16 protein-coding genes are annotated in these 16,818 nt (G+C 58.7%); 15 read left to right on the forward strand and 1 reads right to left on the reverse strand.

Annotated elements, in window-relative coordinates:
• The first annotated feature begins 20 nt into the window (after window positions 1-20).
• Complete coding sequence (locus QK296_RS13150) at window positions 21-944, forward strand: transporter (RefSeq protein WP_169855864.1); 924 nt, start codon at window positions 21-23, stop codon at window positions 942-944.
• On the opposite strand, the gene QK296_RS13155 is transcribed toward QK296_RS13150, so the two are convergent.
• A complete protein-coding gene (locus tag QK296_RS13155; protein ID WP_003191530.1) occupies window positions 941-1,561 on the reverse strand; it encodes a TetR/AcrR family transcriptional regulator in 621 nt (206 codons plus the stop codon). The genes QK296_RS13150 and QK296_RS13155 overlap by 4 nt on opposite strands.
• 226 nt (window positions 1,562-1,787) lie before the next feature.
• On the opposite strand from QK296_RS13155, the gene QK296_RS13160 reads away from it, so the two are divergent.
• The 14 genes from QK296_RS13160 (at window position 1,788) to QK296_RS13225 (ending at window position 16,794) form a co-directional block, all read left to right on the forward strand.
• On the forward strand, window positions 1,788-2,654 hold the full coding sequence (locus QK296_RS13160; protein WP_169855863.1) for a fumarylacetoacetate hydrolase family protein: 867 nt from the start codon (window positions 1,788-1,790) through the stop codon (window positions 2,652-2,654).
• A gap of 128 nt (window positions 2,655-2,782) precedes the next feature.
• Complete coding sequence (locus QK296_RS13165) at window positions 2,783-3,778, forward strand: VOC family protein (protein ID WP_003191528.1); 996 nt, start codon at window positions 2,783-2,785, stop codon at window positions 3,776-3,778.
• An 11-nt stretch (window positions 3,779-3,789) separates the two neighbouring features.
• On the forward strand, window positions 3,790-4,413 hold the full coding sequence (locus tag QK296_RS13170) for a malonic semialdehyde reductase (RefSeq protein WP_003191526.1): 624 nt from the start codon (window positions 3,790-3,792) through the stop codon (window positions 4,411-4,413).
• Window positions 4,414-4,517: 104 nt separating this feature from the next.
• Complete coding sequence (locus QK296_RS13175; protein ID WP_003191525.1) at window positions 4,518-5,750, forward strand: MFS transporter; 1,233 nt, start codon at window positions 4,518-4,520, stop codon at window positions 5,748-5,750.
• Window positions 5,751-5,780: 30 nt separating this feature from the next.
• Complete coding sequence (locus QK296_RS13180) at window positions 5,781-6,164, forward strand: nuclear transport factor 2 family protein (RefSeq protein ID WP_282391023.1); 384 nt, start codon at window positions 5,781-5,783, stop codon at window positions 6,162-6,164.
• A gap of 180 nt (window positions 6,165-6,344) precedes the next feature.
• The gene (locus tag QK296_RS13185) at window positions 6,345-7,145 is read left to right on the forward strand and encodes a hypothetical protein (RefSeq protein WP_019817113.1); all 801 of its coding nucleotides are present in this window, start codon (window positions 6,345-6,347) and stop codon (window positions 7,143-7,145) included.
• 252 nt (window positions 7,146-7,397) lie between these two features.
• Window positions 7,398-8,429: a phosphate ABC transporter substrate-binding protein PstS gene (pstS, locus tag QK296_RS13190; RefSeq protein WP_003191519.1), complete on the forward strand. Its 1,032-nt coding sequence runs from the start codon at window positions 7,398-7,400 to the stop codon at window positions 8,427-8,429.
• A gap of 74 nt (window positions 8,430-8,503) precedes the next feature.
• Window positions 8,504-9,469 (forward strand): phosphate ABC transporter permease subunit PstC, encoded by a 966-nt coding sequence (gene pstC, locus QK296_RS13195; protein ID WP_003191517.1) that lies wholly within the window; start codon window positions 8,504-8,506, stop codon window positions 9,467-9,469.
• Complete coding sequence (gene pstA, locus QK296_RS13200; protein ID WP_003191515.1) at window positions 9,469-10,362, forward strand: phosphate ABC transporter permease PstA; 894 nt, start codon at window positions 9,469-9,471, stop codon at window positions 10,360-10,362. Before pstC ends, pstA begins: the two co-directional genes overlap by 1 nt.
• Window positions 10,363-10,438: 76 nt before the next feature.
• Window positions 10,439-11,200: a phosphate ABC transporter ATP-binding protein PstB gene (pstB, locus tag QK296_RS13205; protein ID WP_019817112.1), complete on the forward strand. Its 762-nt coding sequence runs from the start codon at window positions 10,439-10,441 to the stop codon at window positions 11,198-11,200.
• A gap of 56 nt (window positions 11,201-11,256) precedes the next feature.
• Window positions 11,257-11,955: a hypothetical protein gene (locus QK296_RS13210; protein WP_034135055.1), complete on the forward strand. Its 699-nt coding sequence runs from the start codon at window positions 11,257-11,259 to the stop codon at window positions 11,953-11,955.
• Window positions 11,955-12,572 (forward strand): hypothetical protein, encoded by a 618-nt coding sequence (locus tag QK296_RS13215; protein ID WP_034135054.1) that lies wholly within the window; start codon window positions 11,955-11,957, stop codon window positions 12,570-12,572. The genes QK296_RS13210 and QK296_RS13215 overlap by 1 nt, the downstream gene beginning before the upstream one ends.
• A gap of 369 nt (window positions 12,573-12,941) precedes the next feature.
• Complete coding sequence (locus QK296_RS13220) at window positions 12,942-14,801, forward strand: calcium-binding protein (RefSeq protein ID WP_169855860.1); 1,860 nt, start codon at window positions 12,942-12,944, stop codon at window positions 14,799-14,801.
• A gap of 325 nt (window positions 14,802-15,126) precedes the next feature.
• Window positions 15,127-16,794 carry a ShlB/FhaC/HecB family hemolysin secretion/activation protein gene (locus QK296_RS13225; RefSeq protein ID WP_282391026.1) on the forward strand — a complete coding sequence of 556 codons (1,668 nt, stop codon included), beginning with the start codon at window positions 15,127-15,129 and terminating at the stop codon, window positions 16,792-16,794.
• The last annotated feature ends 24 nt before the right edge of the window (window positions 16,795-16,818 follow it).

The following is a 16,818-nucleotide window of genomic DNA, read 5'->3' on the forward strand; positions in this document are numbered from 1 at the left end:
TTATTCAATGAAGGTGTTGTATGAGTCAAACCCAATGGATTCGGGTGCTGGGCATCAGCTCGGCACTGGCCTGCGCCACGAGCGAGGCTGACAGCATCAGCCTGCCACCTCTGGCCCTGGGCAATGCCAGTTTCATGGATGGGGTCGCCGGCCCCGGTGCGTTGTTCGAGTTACCGGTGCAGTATTACCGCAGCAACTCGGCCTACGATGCCCATGGACATGCGTTGCCGGGGCGGCAGCAGGTGCACAGCACCACGGTACTGCCGCACCTGGCTTACTTCAGCGACAAGACTCTGCTGGGAGCGAACTATGGCGCCGAAGTGCTATTGCCACTGGTGAACCTGGAGATAGAGATCGATCAGGGCCCCAAGGGACGACGGACTCGCCAGGGTGACATGATCGTCAGTCCGTTTCTGTTGCAGTGGGCCCCGGTGTCGTTCTTCGGCCGCCCGTACTGGCAGCGCTTTAATTTCGTGTTCTCCTTGCCGACGGGTTCCTATAACAAGGATTCGAGCCTCAATACCGGGAGCAATGTCTGGGTGTTCAACCCCCATTACGTGTTCACCTGGGAGTTGACTGACCGCCTGGAGGTCAGTGGTCGTTTCAATTATGCGTGGTCAAGCCGCAATAACGATCCGGCGTCAGTCCTGCAAGCCGGCAGTATCCAGCCGGGAGAGGCGTTTCATAGCAACCTGTCGGTTTCTTATGCCGTTGCCGAGAAGTGGCGTATCGGCGTTGCAGGCTATCAACTCAATCAGATCAGCGATGACCGCATTGATGGGCATCGCCAGCGTGACTCCAGGGAACAGGTGACAGGGATCGGGCCAGGGGTGATGTACCAGCAGGGAAGCCAGACATTCTTCGCCAATCTGTATTTTGAAAGTGGCGCTGAAAACCGCGCGCAGGGCACCCAATTGACGCTACGTTACCTTCATGGGTTCTAGTGCCTGTCAGTTGACAACCCGTTGATGAAAATCGCTGTGGTCTCACTGATCAGGTGCTCGCGCGCGGCTTTTCCAGGGCATGAGCTAAGCCCGAGCAGGCAGCGCAACTGCATGTCGCCGGTCAGCGCATCAAGGAAGATCTTCGCGCGGGTCTGCGAGTTGCCCGGCATGACCAGCCCGGCTTCCTCGGCCCAGGTAAAGTAATCGGCCAGGCAGCTATAGGCCGTTGCGGGGGCAGCCTCGAAGAACGACTTTGCAGCCTCCGGCGCGCGCAGGGCCTCGGACACGATTAGGCGATGCAGGGCCAGGGTGCGAGGCGACAGCACCACATCGAGAAAGACCCGTGCAATGGTCGTCAGTGCCTCCTGTAGAGGCTTCTGAGCGAGGGTCATGTGAGTCAGCGGGCTGACGTTTTCTGCGCACAGTTGCTCGATAATCGCGGCGAACAACCCTTCCTTGCCGCCGAAGTAGGCATAGAGCGTGCGTTTGGAGCCGCCAATGTTGGCGATGATCCCGTCAACACTGACCCCTGAATAGCCTTCTGCGAGAAACATATCAGTCGCAGCCTGGAGAATACTTTGACGCTTTGCTGCTTGCCTCGGGGTAGGGGTTTGCATGTGGCTCGGCTATTCCTGAAAAGAACAATTCAAAAGTTCTCCTAGCCTACGCCGCTCTGCACAAGCCTTCCAGCCGCGCAGAGGGACGAATCAAGCGATTGCCCCGGAATGTTTTTTGTAAAAACACTTTGATGACCCTTGACGAGTTATTTATTTGGGCGCATTTTCGACAAAAGGGTACGGTAACGTACCGTACCGAACTATAACAACAACAGAGGTAGTGATCATGCGTTTCGTACACTTTTTGGAAGGCTCCACCAAAGGTCTGGCCATTGAAAAAGCAGGCGCGCTGCGAGGTTTGACCGAACAGGAAAGTGGTTATCCGGGTGCCCTGGAGAGCTTGCTCAAGGCCGGTCCGAACGCGCTGCAAGCGGCCCATCAGCGCTTGAGCGACGCCCGTTTGCTCGATCCATCGAAGCTGCGTTACCTGCCCCCGCTGGAGCGCCCGGGCAAGATTGTGTGTGTCGGCCTGAATTACGCCGATCACACCAAGGAAAGCCCTTATGAACAGCCGACCTATCCGACCTTTTTTCCGCGTTTCAGCACCAGCCTGATCGGCCATGGCGAACCCATCCTGCGCCCGCGTGTCTCCGAACAACTGGACTACGAAGGAGAGCTGGCGGTAGTGATCGGCACCGGTGGCCGGCATATCGCGCGCGCGCAGGCCCTGGAGCATGTGGCGGGCTATGCGATCTTCAATGAAGCCTCGGTACGCGATTACCAGTTCAAATCGCCGCAATGGACCATTGGCAAAAACTTCGACGCCACCGGCGCGTTTGGCCCGACCTTCGTCAGTGCAGCCGAGCTGCCAGCGGGGGCAGTTGGCCTCAACCTGGTGACCCGCCTCAATGGCACGGTGGTGCAGCAGGGCAATACCGCCGACATGATCTTTGGGGTCGCCGAACTGATCGCCGTGCTCAGTGAAGCGGTGACCCTGGAACCCGGTGACGTGATCGTCACCGGCACCCCGGCAGGGATTGGCTGGGCGCGACGTCCGCCACTGTTCATGAAGCCTGGCGACCTCTGCACCGTGGAGATCGAAGGCCTTGGCACCTTGAGCAACCTGATCGCCGACGAGCCTTCAGCGGCCTGAGTCCACGCCTCAGTTTTTTCGAGCGCGCAGCACAACCGACCCACCGTCACTACGGTGGGCAGCGATCCCGGCTGCCCTGGTTTTGACCACCGGTTGTCCTGCCCATTGCATGCCCAGGAGCAACTACCGTGCTGCAGATCAAAGACATCAACCATGTGCTCTACCGTCATCCCGACCTTGGAGTGGTCGAACGTTTCCTGACCGATTTCGGCCTGGTGGTTATGCACCGTACCGAGCAACGCCTGTATTTTCGCGGTACCTGCTCACTGCCCTATGTGTACATCGCCGAGAAGGCTGTTGAAGCCAGCTTTGGCGCCATCGCGTTCGCCGTCGAAAGCCTCGATGACTTGCACCAGGCTACCCGGTTGCCGGGGGCCTCGGCGATCCGGCCGCTGGAAGGCCCCGGAGGAGGGCAGTACGTCGCCTTGCATGATCCCTCGGGGCGGCGCATCGAGCTGGCCCACGGTATCGAAGCCGTGGGCACGCTGCCCCAGCGTGCTGCGTTGACCCTCAACTCGGCCCATCACAAGCAACGCTTTGGCGATGTGCAGCGGCCCGGCAAGGGCGCGGCACAAGTCCTGCGCCTGGGTCATGCGGCGATTGGCGTGCAGGACATGCCGCAGCACCTGGCCTGGTACCAGCAAGTGCTCGGCATGCTGCCTTCGGACCTTGTGGTTCAGGAGCCTGACCGGGACCGCCCGAGCGCGGCCTTCCTGCGGTTGAACCGTGGCAGCGCCTGGACTGACCATCACACCATCGCCCTGTTCCAGGCACCGAAGGACTTCGTCCATCACGTGTCCTTCGAGGTGCAGGATTTTGACGCGCAGTGCCTGGGCCACGAGTGGATGACCCTGCAAGGTTGGTCGCCGTTCTGGGGGGTAGGCCGGCACATGCTGGGCAGCCAGATCTTCGATTATTGGCGGGACCCGTCCGGCAACCTTATCGAGCACTTCACCGATGGCGACCTGTTCAACCAGGACTCGCCCTCGGGTTACACCCAGGCGTGCGACGCCAGCCTCTACCAGTGGGGCCCGCCGATGTCGGTGGAGTTCTTTCTGGGCGGCGAGTGTGCCGCTGAACAGACCTTGCCCCGGTCGACTTCAGACCGTCAACGACGCAGTTGAGGACAGATGCCATGAGTCAGGTAATCAGCGAGCAGGTGCTCGATAAGTTGTTTCGCCAGGCCCGTAGCCAGAACGGCTGGCTGGATAAACCGGTGGATGATCAAACCCTCAAGGCACTCTACGACCTGATGCGCTGGGGCCCGACCAGCGCCAACGGCTGCCCTGCGCGCATTGTGTTTTTACGCAGTGCCCAATCCCGGCAGCGTTTGCTGCCAGCCCTGAGCGCCGGCAATGTCGAGAAGACCCTGGGCGCCCCGGTGACGGCAATCATTGGCTACGACACGCAGTTCCATACGCAGTTGCCCAGGTTGTTTGCGCACAACCCCACAGTACGCGACTGGTTTGCCGACCAGCCGGATTTGCTTGAGTCCACCGCGTTTCGCAACAGTTCGCTGCAGGGCGGCTACTTCATTCTCGCGGCCCGGGCTCTGGGCCTTGACTGCGGGCCGATGTCCGGGTTTGACCACGCACAGGTCGACCAGACGTTCTTTGCTCCAGGGGCCGAGGGCATGCAGGCCTTTGCCGGGATGAAGATCAAGACGAACTTCCTGTGCAACCTCGGCTATGGCGACCCCGCAAAACTCTTTGCCCGTAACCCGCGGCTGGGCTTCGACGAGGCCTGCGCCCTGCTGTAACTGACTAACCGCACCCGTAAATCCTCCAGGCCGATCAAGCGTGCTGCGATGCATCACGTCTGTCGATCGGCCTGGCAAAACAACAACAATAAGGAAAACCTGCAATGCGAGCTCTATCCAAATGGCATGTACTTATCGGCGGTTTCCTTGCGTATCTGTTTGACGCCATGGAGATCATCCTACTCACCATTGCGCTCCCGGTGATCCGCCAGGACCTGGGCCTGACGTTCAATGAAGCTGGCATGCTCGCCTCGGCAACCTTGCTGGGGATTGGTTTGAGCGGCATTACCACGGGGTGGTATTGCGACAACTACGGCCGACGCAAAGCCCTGCTGATCTCGTTGATCGTGTTCGGCGTGTTGACCACGCTGGTCGCTACCACGCACAACTGGGGCTTGCTCCTGCTCCTGCGGTTTCTGTCCGGGCTGGGCTTGGGCGGGGTGTGGGGGATTGTCTCAGCCTATGTAACGGAAACCTGGCCTGCCCATCAACGGGCACGAGCGATCGGGTTCGTGTTGAGTTCATTCCCGATTGGCGCCGCCATCGCGGCAATGGTGGCGGCCAGCTACCTGCCAGACTGGCAAACCCTGTTCATGGTGGCGGGGATCTCCACCTTGATCCCGCTGGCGTATCTGTTTTTCTTTGTGCCTGAGTCACCGGAATGGACCGCGCAGAAAATCCGCAACATGGCCGGCCCCAGCCAGCACAAGCATGTCTCGATACGCGAAATATTTTCCCCCGAACTGCTGCGCCTGACCCTGCTGGGTACCCTGGCGGCGAGTTTTGCGGTGATTGGCTTCTGGGGGGCGAGCACTTGGTTGCCCACCTACTTGATCAAGGAGCGCGGACTGGACATTGGGATGATGGCCAACTTCATGGCGATCCTCAACATCGGCGCCTTTATCGGTATCAATGCCTTCGGCTTCATCGCTGACCACATCGGTAAACGCAACGCCACGCTCCTGTCATTGCTCGGCAGCGCGCTGATGTTATCGATTTATGCACTCACCACCGATAACGCCATTCTGTTCTGGCTAGGGCCGATCTATGCCTTCTTCTATGCCTTTGCCAGTTTGTTTGCCTCCTACTTCAGTGCGTTGTACCCCACGCGGGTACGCACTCTCGGCGCGGGCTTCTGCTTCAACTTTGGCCGGGGCCTGGCGGCTTTTGCGCCTCTCCTGCTGAGTGGTATCGCCACCCACTACAGCCTGGCGTGGGGCCTGTTGGTGTGCGCCGGTTTTTTTGCCTTGGCCACTGTCACGCTGTTGTTTATGCCCCAGGTGGAGTCAGACGTGCCCGCTCGCGCGGGAGGGGCGCTGAAAACCACGGATTCCTGAAGTTTGAGATCAACACTGGAGTATCAAACGATGTCAGAGCAACGCGTAGAACAACAGATCCAAACCCTGGAATTGCGCCGCCGCCAGGCCATGGTCGAGGGCGATATGGACTTCCTGGAAAGTATCTATACCCGAGACTTGACCTACAGCCACTCCGACGGCAAGAGCGACAGCAAGAGCAGCTACCTGCAGGGCATGCGAGAGGGCGTCTGGCGCTATCGCGGCTTCACCAGCCATGACGAGCAGATGCGCAGGGTAGGGGAATGCGTGGTCGTTACCGGGCTGATCGATATGGACGTGGTGATCCGTGGCGAGCCCATGGTCCTCAACTCGCGCTACATCAGCGTGTGGAAGGCGGGCAATAACAGCTGGCAAATGATTGCCTGGCAATCCACTCGTCATACCCATGGCTAACGTCCGCTAAGCCATAGCACCCCTGGCAACTTGAACCCGGCCCTGGTGGTCGTCCGGGCAAGGCTTGCGCATGCCTGGAAACCGGGATGGCTGGAACTTTGACGTGATGGAATCCTGAACATGTACGTACAACAATTACAAAAAACGTATTGCAAGGCTCTTTTGATAACCGCGGGTGCAATGAGTCTGATCTCAAGCCCGGCACAGGCCAAGGACTGGAGCGATACCTTCATCGGTTTTCGCTACGGTACCGACTTCACCGAACCCAGCATCCGTGGCAAGGTCCAGAAGGAGATCTACCAACTGGGCCATGCCAGCGGCAATGAGACCGGTTCCAATTTCTTCAACCTGGACGTACTCAAGTCCGACAGTAACGATCCAAAGAAAGACAGCGATTCGGGTGCGACCGAGGCCTATCTAGTGTACCGCCATCAACTGTTCCTCAGCCAGGTGTTCGAGCGGTCGATGGCCTTTGGTCCGGTCAAGGAGGTGGCCCTGAGCGGCGGAGTTGAGCTCAACTACAAGAACACCGAGTTCGCTACCCGCAAGCGCATGTTGGTGGCCGGTCCGACGCTCAAGTTCGACGTGCCCGGTTACCTGGATATCAGCCTGCTGTATGCCATGGAATGGAACCACTGCGGGTTGAATGCGTGCCAGGCCGAAAACATCCAGTTCGACCCGTACTATGTGTTGCACATGGTCTGGGGCATCCCGTTCCAGGTGGCCGGCGTGCCCCTCAAATTCCAGGGTTTTGCCAGCTACAAGACCGAGAAGGGCAAGGATTACTTCAAGCAGGATACGGCCGAGGAAAGCCTGGTGCGCGCGTCATTGATGGTCGATGTCGGGCAACTGGCATGGGGTCGCAAAAATACCCTATTGGTCGGTCCGGGCTATGAGTACTGGAAACACAAGTATGGCGCGATCAATAAACCGGGTACCGATACGCATGCGCCGACGTTCCACCTTGAGTGGCACTTCTGAAGTTTAAACCCGATTGTGACAGGGCGAGGTGAGCTGTATGTCTTCAAGCTCACCTCACGCTGTCCAAAAAAGGCGCCAAAAAAGCGGCGCGTGCAGGTTCTTAGTCTTATTTTGTTACTAACCAATGCCCTAAAAATTCAGGCCTGCGGCGGCAAAGCAGGACAAAACACCCTCTCGCCATTCAATTTTCATAAAAATGTAACAACCCTGCTTCACAGTTCGGGAGCCCGTCACCACAACGAGTTCCTTTTAATGAAAAGCTTGATGAAGTCCGCAGCACTCGCCATTACGGTATCCCTGTGTGCCTCCTCCGTGACCTTCGCCGCCGAAAACGTGCGCCTCACCGGCTCTGGCGCCAGCTTCCCTGCACCTATCTACCTCACCTGGTTCAAGGATTTCAGCAAGAAGACCGCTGGCGTCACCGTGGATTATCAATCCAAGGGCAGCGGCGCAGGTGTGCAGGACTTCCTGAATAAAACCGTCGACTTCGCCGCCAGTGACTCGGCCATGAAAGACGAAGACATCGCCAAGGTCGCCGAAGGCGTGCAGTTGCTGCCAATGACCGCCGGTGAAATCGTGCTGGCGTATAACCTGCCGGGCAATCCCAAGGGCCTCAAGCTGCCACGTGATGTTTACTCCAATATCTTCCTGGGCAAGATCACCAAGTGGAACGACCCACAGATCGTCGCCGCCAACCCGGACCTGAAGCTCAGCGACACGCCGATCACGGTGGTTGTGCGTGCAGATTCCAGCGGCACCACAGCGGTCTTCACCAAACACCTGGCCACCATCAACCCTGAATTCAAAACGGCGCTGGGGGAGGGCAACACCGTCAACTGGCCGGCCAGCGACAAATTCATCAAGTCGCCCAAGAACGATGGTGTGACCGCCACCGTACGCCAGACCCCAGGCGCAATTGGCTACATCGAGTACGGCTTCGCCAAACTGGCCAAGGTTGACTTCGCCCAGTTGCAGAACAAGGCCGGCCAGTACGTGGTGCCAAACGCTGAAAGCGGCGCCGAGGCCCTGGCCGCCGTGAAGATGCCGGAAAGCCTGGTGGCCTGGTTGCCGGACCCGGACGGTGCCAAGTCTTACCCGATCACCTCGTACACCTGGATGATCTTCCGCAAGGACAACGGCAACCCTGCCAAGGCCAAGGCCATGCGCGAAATGGTTGAGTACAGCCTGACCGAGGGGCAGAAAATCGCCGACTCGATGGGTTACATCCCGCTGCCGCCATCGGTGGTAGAGCAGGTTCGCAAAGCCTCCGCCAACATTCAGTAACACCCGTGAGGCCGCTCTCGGTGTGGGCTGTTTGCCGCGCCGGGGGCGTTTCCCCCCTGTTCCGGAATTAGCCAATGAACAAACCTTTCGTCGTACCGGTTAACCGGGATTCTGCCTGCCAACCTCCCTCCGCCAAGGACTTCCTGGTTGATCGCACCTTCCGTGGGCTCGCGCGAATCGGGGTGGTACTGATTCTGGCGTTGGTCGCGGCCTTGGTATTCGAGGTGGGACGCAAGGCCTTGCCGGGCATGGAAAAGCACGGGTTCGATGTGCTTTTTGGCAGTGTCTGGGACGTTAACCAGGGCAAGTACGGGATCCTGCCGGCCATTTGGGGCACGCTCTACAGCGCTTTTATCGCGCTGCTGATTGCGGGCTTTTTCGGTGTCAGCATGGCGATTTTCCTGACTCAGGACTTTCTGCCGGCCAAGCTGGCGGCGGTGTTTCGCACCATCGTTGAACTGCTCGCGGCCATCCCCAGCGTGGTGTATGGCCTGTGGGGCATCTACGTGGTGATCCCGGCGATCCGGCCACTGACTACCTGGTTGAACAGTGAACTGGGTTGGATCCCGTTTTTCGGCACGTCCTTGAGCGGGCCGGGGTTGCTGCCAGCGGCGCTGGTATTGGCCATCATGATTCTGCCGACGATTGCCGCCGTGTCCCAGGACGCGCTCACCAGCGTGCCGATGAAAACCAAGCAGGCCGCCTACGGCATGGGCACCACCCATTGGGAGGCGATCCTCAAGGTGATGGTGCCGTCTGCCGCCACCGGTATTTTTGGCTCCCTGGTACTCGGCCTCGGCCGTGCGCTGGGCGAAACCATGGCGCTGGCGATGCTGGTGGGCAACGCCAACAACATTTCCCTGTCGCTGTTCGCGCCGGCCAACACGTTGGCAGCCTTGTTGGCGCTGAACTTCCCCGAAGCCGGGCCCAACGAGGTGGAGGTCTTGATGTACGCCGCCCTCGTCTTGATGTTCATCACGCTGCTGGTGAATGTCATCGGTTCCATGATCATGCTCTACGCCCAACGGGGTAACCGATGATGACTAATCTCACATCCCCTATAACCGCTGTACCGAGCCTGCAGCGCAAGTTCGAAGGCCGGGCGCTGCGCAGCCTGGTGTTGACCACATTGGTATGGCTGGGCGCGCTGCTGGCCAGTGTGCCGCTGATTTCGGTGCTCTACATGCTGATCACCCGTGGCGGCGCACGCCTGAGCCTGGAGGTGTTCACCGAGTTGCCGCCCACCGGCTTTGAAACGGGCGGTGGTTTCGGCAACGCCATGGCCGGCACCTTTGTGATGGTCGGTATCGCTGCGGCGATCGCAGTGCCGGTGGGCATCATGGCCGCGATCTTCCTGGCCGAACTGGGGCCGGACAGCAAACTGGCCAACGCTGCACGCTTTGCCGCCAAGATGCTCACCGGCTTGCCTTCGATCCTGGCCGGCGTGTTTGCCTATGCCTTGGTGGTGATGACCACCGGCACCTACTCGGCACCGGCAGGCGGCGTGGCCTTGGCGGTACTGATGCTGCCCATCGTAGTGCTGACGGCGGAAGAGTCGATGCGCATGGTGCCCAAGATCATGAAGGACGCGGCTTACGGCATGGGCTGCACCCGCTCGCAGGTGATCTGGAAGATCATCTTGCCGACCGGCCTACCTGCGATCCTCACCGGCGTGATGCTTGCTGTGGCACGTGCCGCAGGCGAAACCGCGCCGTTGTTGTTTACCGCGCTGTTCAGCAACTACTGGATCTACCACGACGGCGACCTGGCGGTGATGAACCCCACGGCCTCCCTCGCCGTGTTGATCTACAACTTTTCCGGCATGCCTTTCGACAACCAGCTGGAGCTCGCCTGGGCGGCCTCGTTGGTGTTGGTGATGATCGTGCTGGTCGTGAATATTGTGAGCCGTATCTTCGGCAAGCCTAAGTATTAAGAACGGGAGCATCTGAATCTTGAACGTCTCAACTGCGCAAATAGCCGCTCCGTTTGTCACCCAATCGCCTGTGGTCATGGACTGCAAGCTGGACCGGATTTTCTACGGTAACTTCATGGCGGTGCGTGACAGCCATGTGCCGATCGAGAAAAACAAGATCACCGGTTTTATCGGCCCGTCCGGCTGCGGCAAAAGTACGGTACTGCGCAGCCTCAACCGCATGAACGATTTGGTGAAGGGCTTTCGCTTCGAGGGCCACGTGCATTTTCTGGGGCAGGACGTGTACGGCAAGGGTGTAGACCCGGTGGTAGTGCGCCGTTACATCGGCATGGTATTCCAGCAGCCGAACCCGTTCTCCATGAGCATCTTCGACAACGTCGCCTTCGGCCTGCGCCTGAACCGCTACAAAGGCGACTTGGGCGATCGCGTCAAGCACGCCCTGCAAGGCGCTGCGCTGTGGGATGAAGTCAAGGACAAGCTCAAGGTCAGCGGCCTGTCGCTCTCCGGTGGCCAGCAGCAACGGTTGTGTATCGCCCGCGCTATCGCCACCGAGCCGGAAGTGCTGTTGCTCGATGAGCCTTGCTCGGCACTCGACCCGATTGCGACTCGCCGGGTAGAGGAGCTGATGGTGGAACTGAAGAAGGACTACACCATCGCCCTGGTCACCCACAACATGCAGCAGGCCATCCGCGTGGCGGACACCACAGCGTTTTTCTCGGTGGATATTTCCCAGGGCACGCGTACCGGCTACCTGGTGGAAATGGGCCCGACCGCGCAGATTTTTGGCAGCCCACGTGAGCAGATGACCGAGGATTACATCAGCGGCAAGTTCAGCTGAGTCACTCCATGTTCGATAGAAACCACACGTGCGCTACCGTCAGCCCAGGAACGCCAATGTCTGCAACGCATCGTCTTGATTTGTCAGCGATTGAACGCGCGCTCCGTAAAGTGCAGAGCCGCTTTGCCGAGCTCAGCACGCAATTTACCGAGCCGCGCGACCCCTTGACCGACGAAGTGCTGCACAACGTGCTTGAAGGCTATGCGCTGGTTGACGACTATGTCGCACGGGGCGTTGACCTGTTTGACCTTCATCATCTGGACTTGATGCTGGAGATCAACGCCACCGTGCTCTGCGGTAGCGACCCGGCGCGCCGCGTGGAATACGCGCAGCACCTGGCCGCCACCGAGGAGCACTTCTTCAACAACGTTGAAGGCGGTATCAAGGACTTGTTCAATTGGTACTGCGCGTATCGCAGTGAATCGGTGTGGAAACGCGCGGCCGGTGTGTATGTGCGCATCCTCAGCAAGCCGCAGTTGTTCATCGAAGGCAACAACCGCAGTGGCTCGCTGATCGTCAGCTATCTGCTGATGCGCGCCGGGTTGCCACCGTTTGTGCTGACGTTGGAAAATGCCGAGGGTTACTTCAATCCTTCCTCGGTGATCCGCAACTCGGCCAAACATGGGGTCAAGGCGTTGTATGAATTGCCCAAGATCAAGAAAAAATACGCCGCCTTCCTGGAGGAACAGGCCCCGGATCCCAAGGCGTTTTTCTTGAGCGATATACCACAGCCTATCTATCAGGGAGGCCATTAATGCGCTGGTATCCAACACTCGCCAGCCGAGCCGTGCAAGCCGTCCAGCAAGCGGTCCTCACGCGTGCCGCCAAGCGCCCGCGCGTACGCATCTCCTTTGATATCGACGACACACTGGCTTGCCAGCTTGACCACGCTGACGTCGAGAGCAGTTGGCTGCCGGCCTGTGCTCATCGTTGGTGGGGAGAGCCGCTGCGTATCGGCACTCGTTCGCTGACGCGCGAGCTGCGGCGCCAGGGTTGCAGTATCTGGGTCTATACCTCATCGGGTAGGGCGCCTTCCTACATCAGACGTTGGCTGATGCTGTACGGCATCCGTGTCGACGGCGTAGTGAATAGCGAGCGGCATAACCACGCCCTCACGGTGCATGGGCTGTCAAACACCCCCTCGAAATTTCCGCCGGCCTTCGATATTGATTTGCACGTGGATGATTCCGAGGGCGTGCGCCTTGAAGGTAACGACCACGGCTTTCGCGTGGTGGTGGTTGATCCGCAGGATGAGCACTGGGCGCAAAGAGTGCTTGAAGCGGTGGCGGGGGTGCAGGCGCAACTGGCCCGGCAGCAATTGCCCAGGTTCAAGCAGCCTGTATGCCAAGGCGCTGAGGTTTATTCTTCATGAACGCCAGAGAAACCTGAACTTCTTGAACTCTTATTGCAGTTCACAACTTGCTATAAGGGTTTAATTTTCTTTGACTCATTAGTCACGAACAACGCAAAACTTCCCTTCCTGTTCGACAAACAGCGCTTATGGCGCTTTTGTCGTCTATATCCCTAAGTACATACCCTTACCTTCCGATAGTCGGTCACTTTACGGCGGCGCTTCTAGGCTAGTGTTGACGAGCTTCCTTAATGGTCAACCTCGATATTAAGAAACGAAGCAGCCTGAACAGAATGCACAACAACAACTTCAATGCATATTGTTTAGCCCGACGCATCAGGTATTACCGTTGACTTTCGGTGTTGATCGCTGGGCTCAAGGAGTACTGACATGGCTATATTCGATTACAAGGGGCAAGACGCCCGCGTCCTGATTTCAGATGCCTGGACCCTCGCCACTTACACCAGCGGTGTTGCCACCGTAGGCGCGCTCTACAACATTCCGGGGCTTGTGCTGGGCGAGGGCAACACCTTCGCACTGCCCAAGGGCTGGCGTGAGATCGGCGCGAGCGAACTGCAGGTTGATAGCAGCCACACCGACATCACAGGAAGTTTTACCGGCGACGGCGTGTTCGGCTCCCAGGCCAGAGTGTTTGGTCAATACGATGACAGCGGCCAATTAGTCAAAATGGGCTTTTCCATTGCCGGCACTAACTCGCCAATTGATCTGCTGGGTTGGCCGGCGATGATCGATAACTCTTATATCAACGGCTATGACTACCTGCTCAATTCAATCAAGGATTACGCCACCGACCACAACCTGAGCGGCAAAGATGTTCTGGTAACCGGCTACAGCCAGGGTGGCTCCGTCACCAACAGCATGTATATCGGCAAGGACACTTTGGCCGACGGTTTTTTCAAGGATGCGGACTACTTTGGCATGGAGTCGCCCAAGTCCAGCAACAGCGAGGGAATCTTCAACTTCGGCTTTGAAAACGATGTGGTCCACCGTCTCACGGGGCAAGAGACCGACGTGGGCAGCGCCATCATCGATGCGCTTCAAGGCAGTGACGCCAGTTACACCTCGACCACCGATAACATCGTGCTGTTCGACACAATCTATGCGCTACCTACCTGGCCCAATGGTCCGTTCTCGATTGCCAACCTGTCAGGATGGGCCGCGCACCTGGAAGGCATTTTCATCAATCCTATCCAGCGCATCGCCCAATCGACTTTCTACGATTACATCGAACGCGACAGCACCATCATCATCAGCAACCTCGACGCCATCAGCCGCAGTTTTACCTGGGTCAGCGACAAGCAGACCGCCACTTCCAACCACTACGGCACACCGGCGTTCCTGCTGGGCACCGACAGTTCGGACAAGCTGCAGGACGGGCGCAGCGATGACTTCCTCGACGGGTTCAAGGGCGACGACAGTTTCCGCGTGAGTACCGGTACCGATATCGTCGCTGGCGGCGAAGGTAACGACAAAGTCTTCCTCAAAGGCACCTCGTCTTCCTACGAAGCCGTAAAACTCAGCGACGGCACGTTGTTTCTGAACGACAGCAGCGGCCAATACGGCCTGAAGGAATTGCACGGCGTAGAGCATGTGGAGTTCGAAACCGGCCTGGCCAACAGCCTCGGGCATGTGCCCGTGTTCGGCGGGCTCTTCGGTGGCATTGGCGAGGTCCTCACGCCGGCCTATACGGTGACCAGTGGCAAACTCGACTTCGAAGGCCTGTTCGGCGCCGATAAGGCGTATGCCAAATCCATCGAAGGCAGCCAATTGGCCGACACCCTCAAAGGCACCGCCGCGCGCGACCTGATATTCGGCCAGAACGGCAATGACCGGCTCGACGGTGGCGCTGGCAACGACCTGCTGCACGGCGGCGACGGCAACGACACACTGCTGGGCGGCACGGGCAACGACGCGCTGTATGGCGCCAGCGGCAATGACGTCTTGATCGGCGGGCTGGGCAATGACCAACTCAGCGGTGGCGTGGGCAGCGACCTGTTTGTTTTCGATCAACGCGGGTTTGGCCACGACGTGATCAGCGACTTCAACATTCACCAGAACGGGCAGGACCTGCTGGTATTCGCCAAGTCGCTGTTCGCCAGCGCCGATGCTGTGCTTGGTGCCACGACCCAGCATGGCAGTGACAGCGTGATTCTGGCGGGGGACAGCAGTGTCACCCTGGTGGGGTTCAATGCGGCGCAGTTGAGTGCAGAGATGATCAGCGTGGTCTGACACGGCACCTGCGAAACGGAAGGTAAAAACCTCACAGGGTCTCTGATGCTGTGGGGTTTTTTATTGCTTGCTGATTAACGCAACGGCTCGATACCACACGCAGCGTCATTGTTTAGCGGTAGGGCTCAACCCCCAAAAAACTCTACATTTCAAGCCCGCGCAGCTCTGCATAAAGGATTGAACGAATTTGCACGCTTAATTGACGCCATCAAAATGACATCTTATCATCGCCACATTGGATGGCATAAAGCCATATAGAGGGATCTATAAAGTGTGGCGTTTACCGCGTCGGACCAGGTTAAGCCTGTTGTCCGCTTTTTTTTGCCTGGGCACCTCCGGATGGGCGCAAGCGGCTACGCCGCAGAACGCTCCCGGCATCACCGACCTGATCCGTGACCGCCAGGACCGCCTGCTCGAAGAGCAGCAACGGCGCCTTGAAGAACTCAAAGACCTGCCCGGCAAGTCCGCCGCGCCGGCAACATCGGCAACGCCCGTCGATACGCGCTGCTTTGCGATCAAAACCATCGAGCTGGGCGGTGCGGATGCGCTGAGCGAAGGTGAGCGCGCTGATCTGATCAAGCCCTATGTCGGCCAATGTCTTGGTGTGCCGCAGCTCAACGCAGTACTCAAGGTGATCACCGACCGTTATCTGGCCAAAGGCCTGGTCACCAGTCGCGCCTACTTGCTGCAGCAGGACCTTTCCAGCGGCAATCTCAAGATTCAAGTGGTCGAAGGGAAGCTGGAGAGCCTGAAAGCTGCCGAAGGCGGCGGCATCACCGACCGCCAATTGACCATGAGTTTCCCCGGCAAGCAGGGCGAACTGCTCAATCTGCGCGAAATCGAGCAGATGGTCGATCAGTTGAACCGCTTGCCGTCGAACCAGGCGCAAATGGAGCTGGCGCCGGGCAAGGCCGTGGGGGGCAGTGATGTACTGGTCAAAAACACCGCGCAAAAGCCCTGGCGTGTCGGCCTGTCGCGGCATAACGGCGGCCAGCGTAGCACCGGTGAGCAGCAGTGGGGCGCCAGTCTGGACTGGGACAATCCGTTGGGCCTGGCCGACCAACTTTCGCTGCGTGGCGGCCACGATGCCGTCAGTGATCACCAGAAAACCTCGCGCAACTCGATGCTCAGTTATAGCCTGCCTTTCGGTTGGTGGAACCTCTCGTACAGCTATATCGACAGTGAATACCGCTCGCGAGCCGAGGCTAACAATTTCAAGTTCAAGCAGACCGGCGACAGCCAGACTCATCAGTTGCGCCTGGAGCGGGTGATCCATCGTGACGCTTTGAGCAAAACGTCCTTGAACACTGGCATCGCCTATCTTCGCACCAACAACTTTATCGAAGACAGCAAGCTTGCCTTGAGCAGCAACCGCCTCAGTGAAGCGCAAGTGGGCATCAACCATGGTCGGCGTATTGGCGGTTCATTCCTCAACATTGACCTTGGCATGCAAAACGGCATCGGCGCATTCGACGCCCAGGCCAATCACGATCCAAAGCCTGGGCAGCCGGATGCGCGCTATCGCAAGTACACCGCTACGGTGAGCTATTTGTATCCATTCAAACTGTGGGGTGAGTCCTTCAGCTTCAGCAGCTTGATGACCGGCCAGCACAGCGAAGACGTGTTGTTCAGCCCTCAGCGCATGAGCCTGGGCGGGCAGTCGTCGATTCGTGGCTACAAAGACCAGATGCTCGCCGGCGACAGCGGCGGCTATTGGCGCAACGACCTGCGCTGGAGCCGGCCGGTGACCTGGGCCTGGATGCAGCCGGTGTTCATTGAATACGGCACCAGCCTGGGCTACGACCAGGGCGTGATCAGCCATGGCCGCTACAACGCCGAGCAGCATGGGCGCATGAGCAGCAACTCGGTGGAGTTGTTCGCACGCGGCAAGAATGTCGCGGCCAGCGTGGCCTTTGCACACTCGTTGGAACGACCGGAAGCGATCACGGACCGTGAAGCGCCGATCTATTTCCGCCTGGACTTTTTCCTTTAAATTTTTGACCGCCTTCGGGCTTCG

The organism is Pseudomonas sp. AL10 (assembly GCF_029960685.1).
Classification (GTDB): domain Bacteria; phylum Pseudomonadota; class Gammaproteobacteria; order Pseudomonadales; family Pseudomonadaceae; genus Aquipseudomonas; species Aquipseudomonas lactis.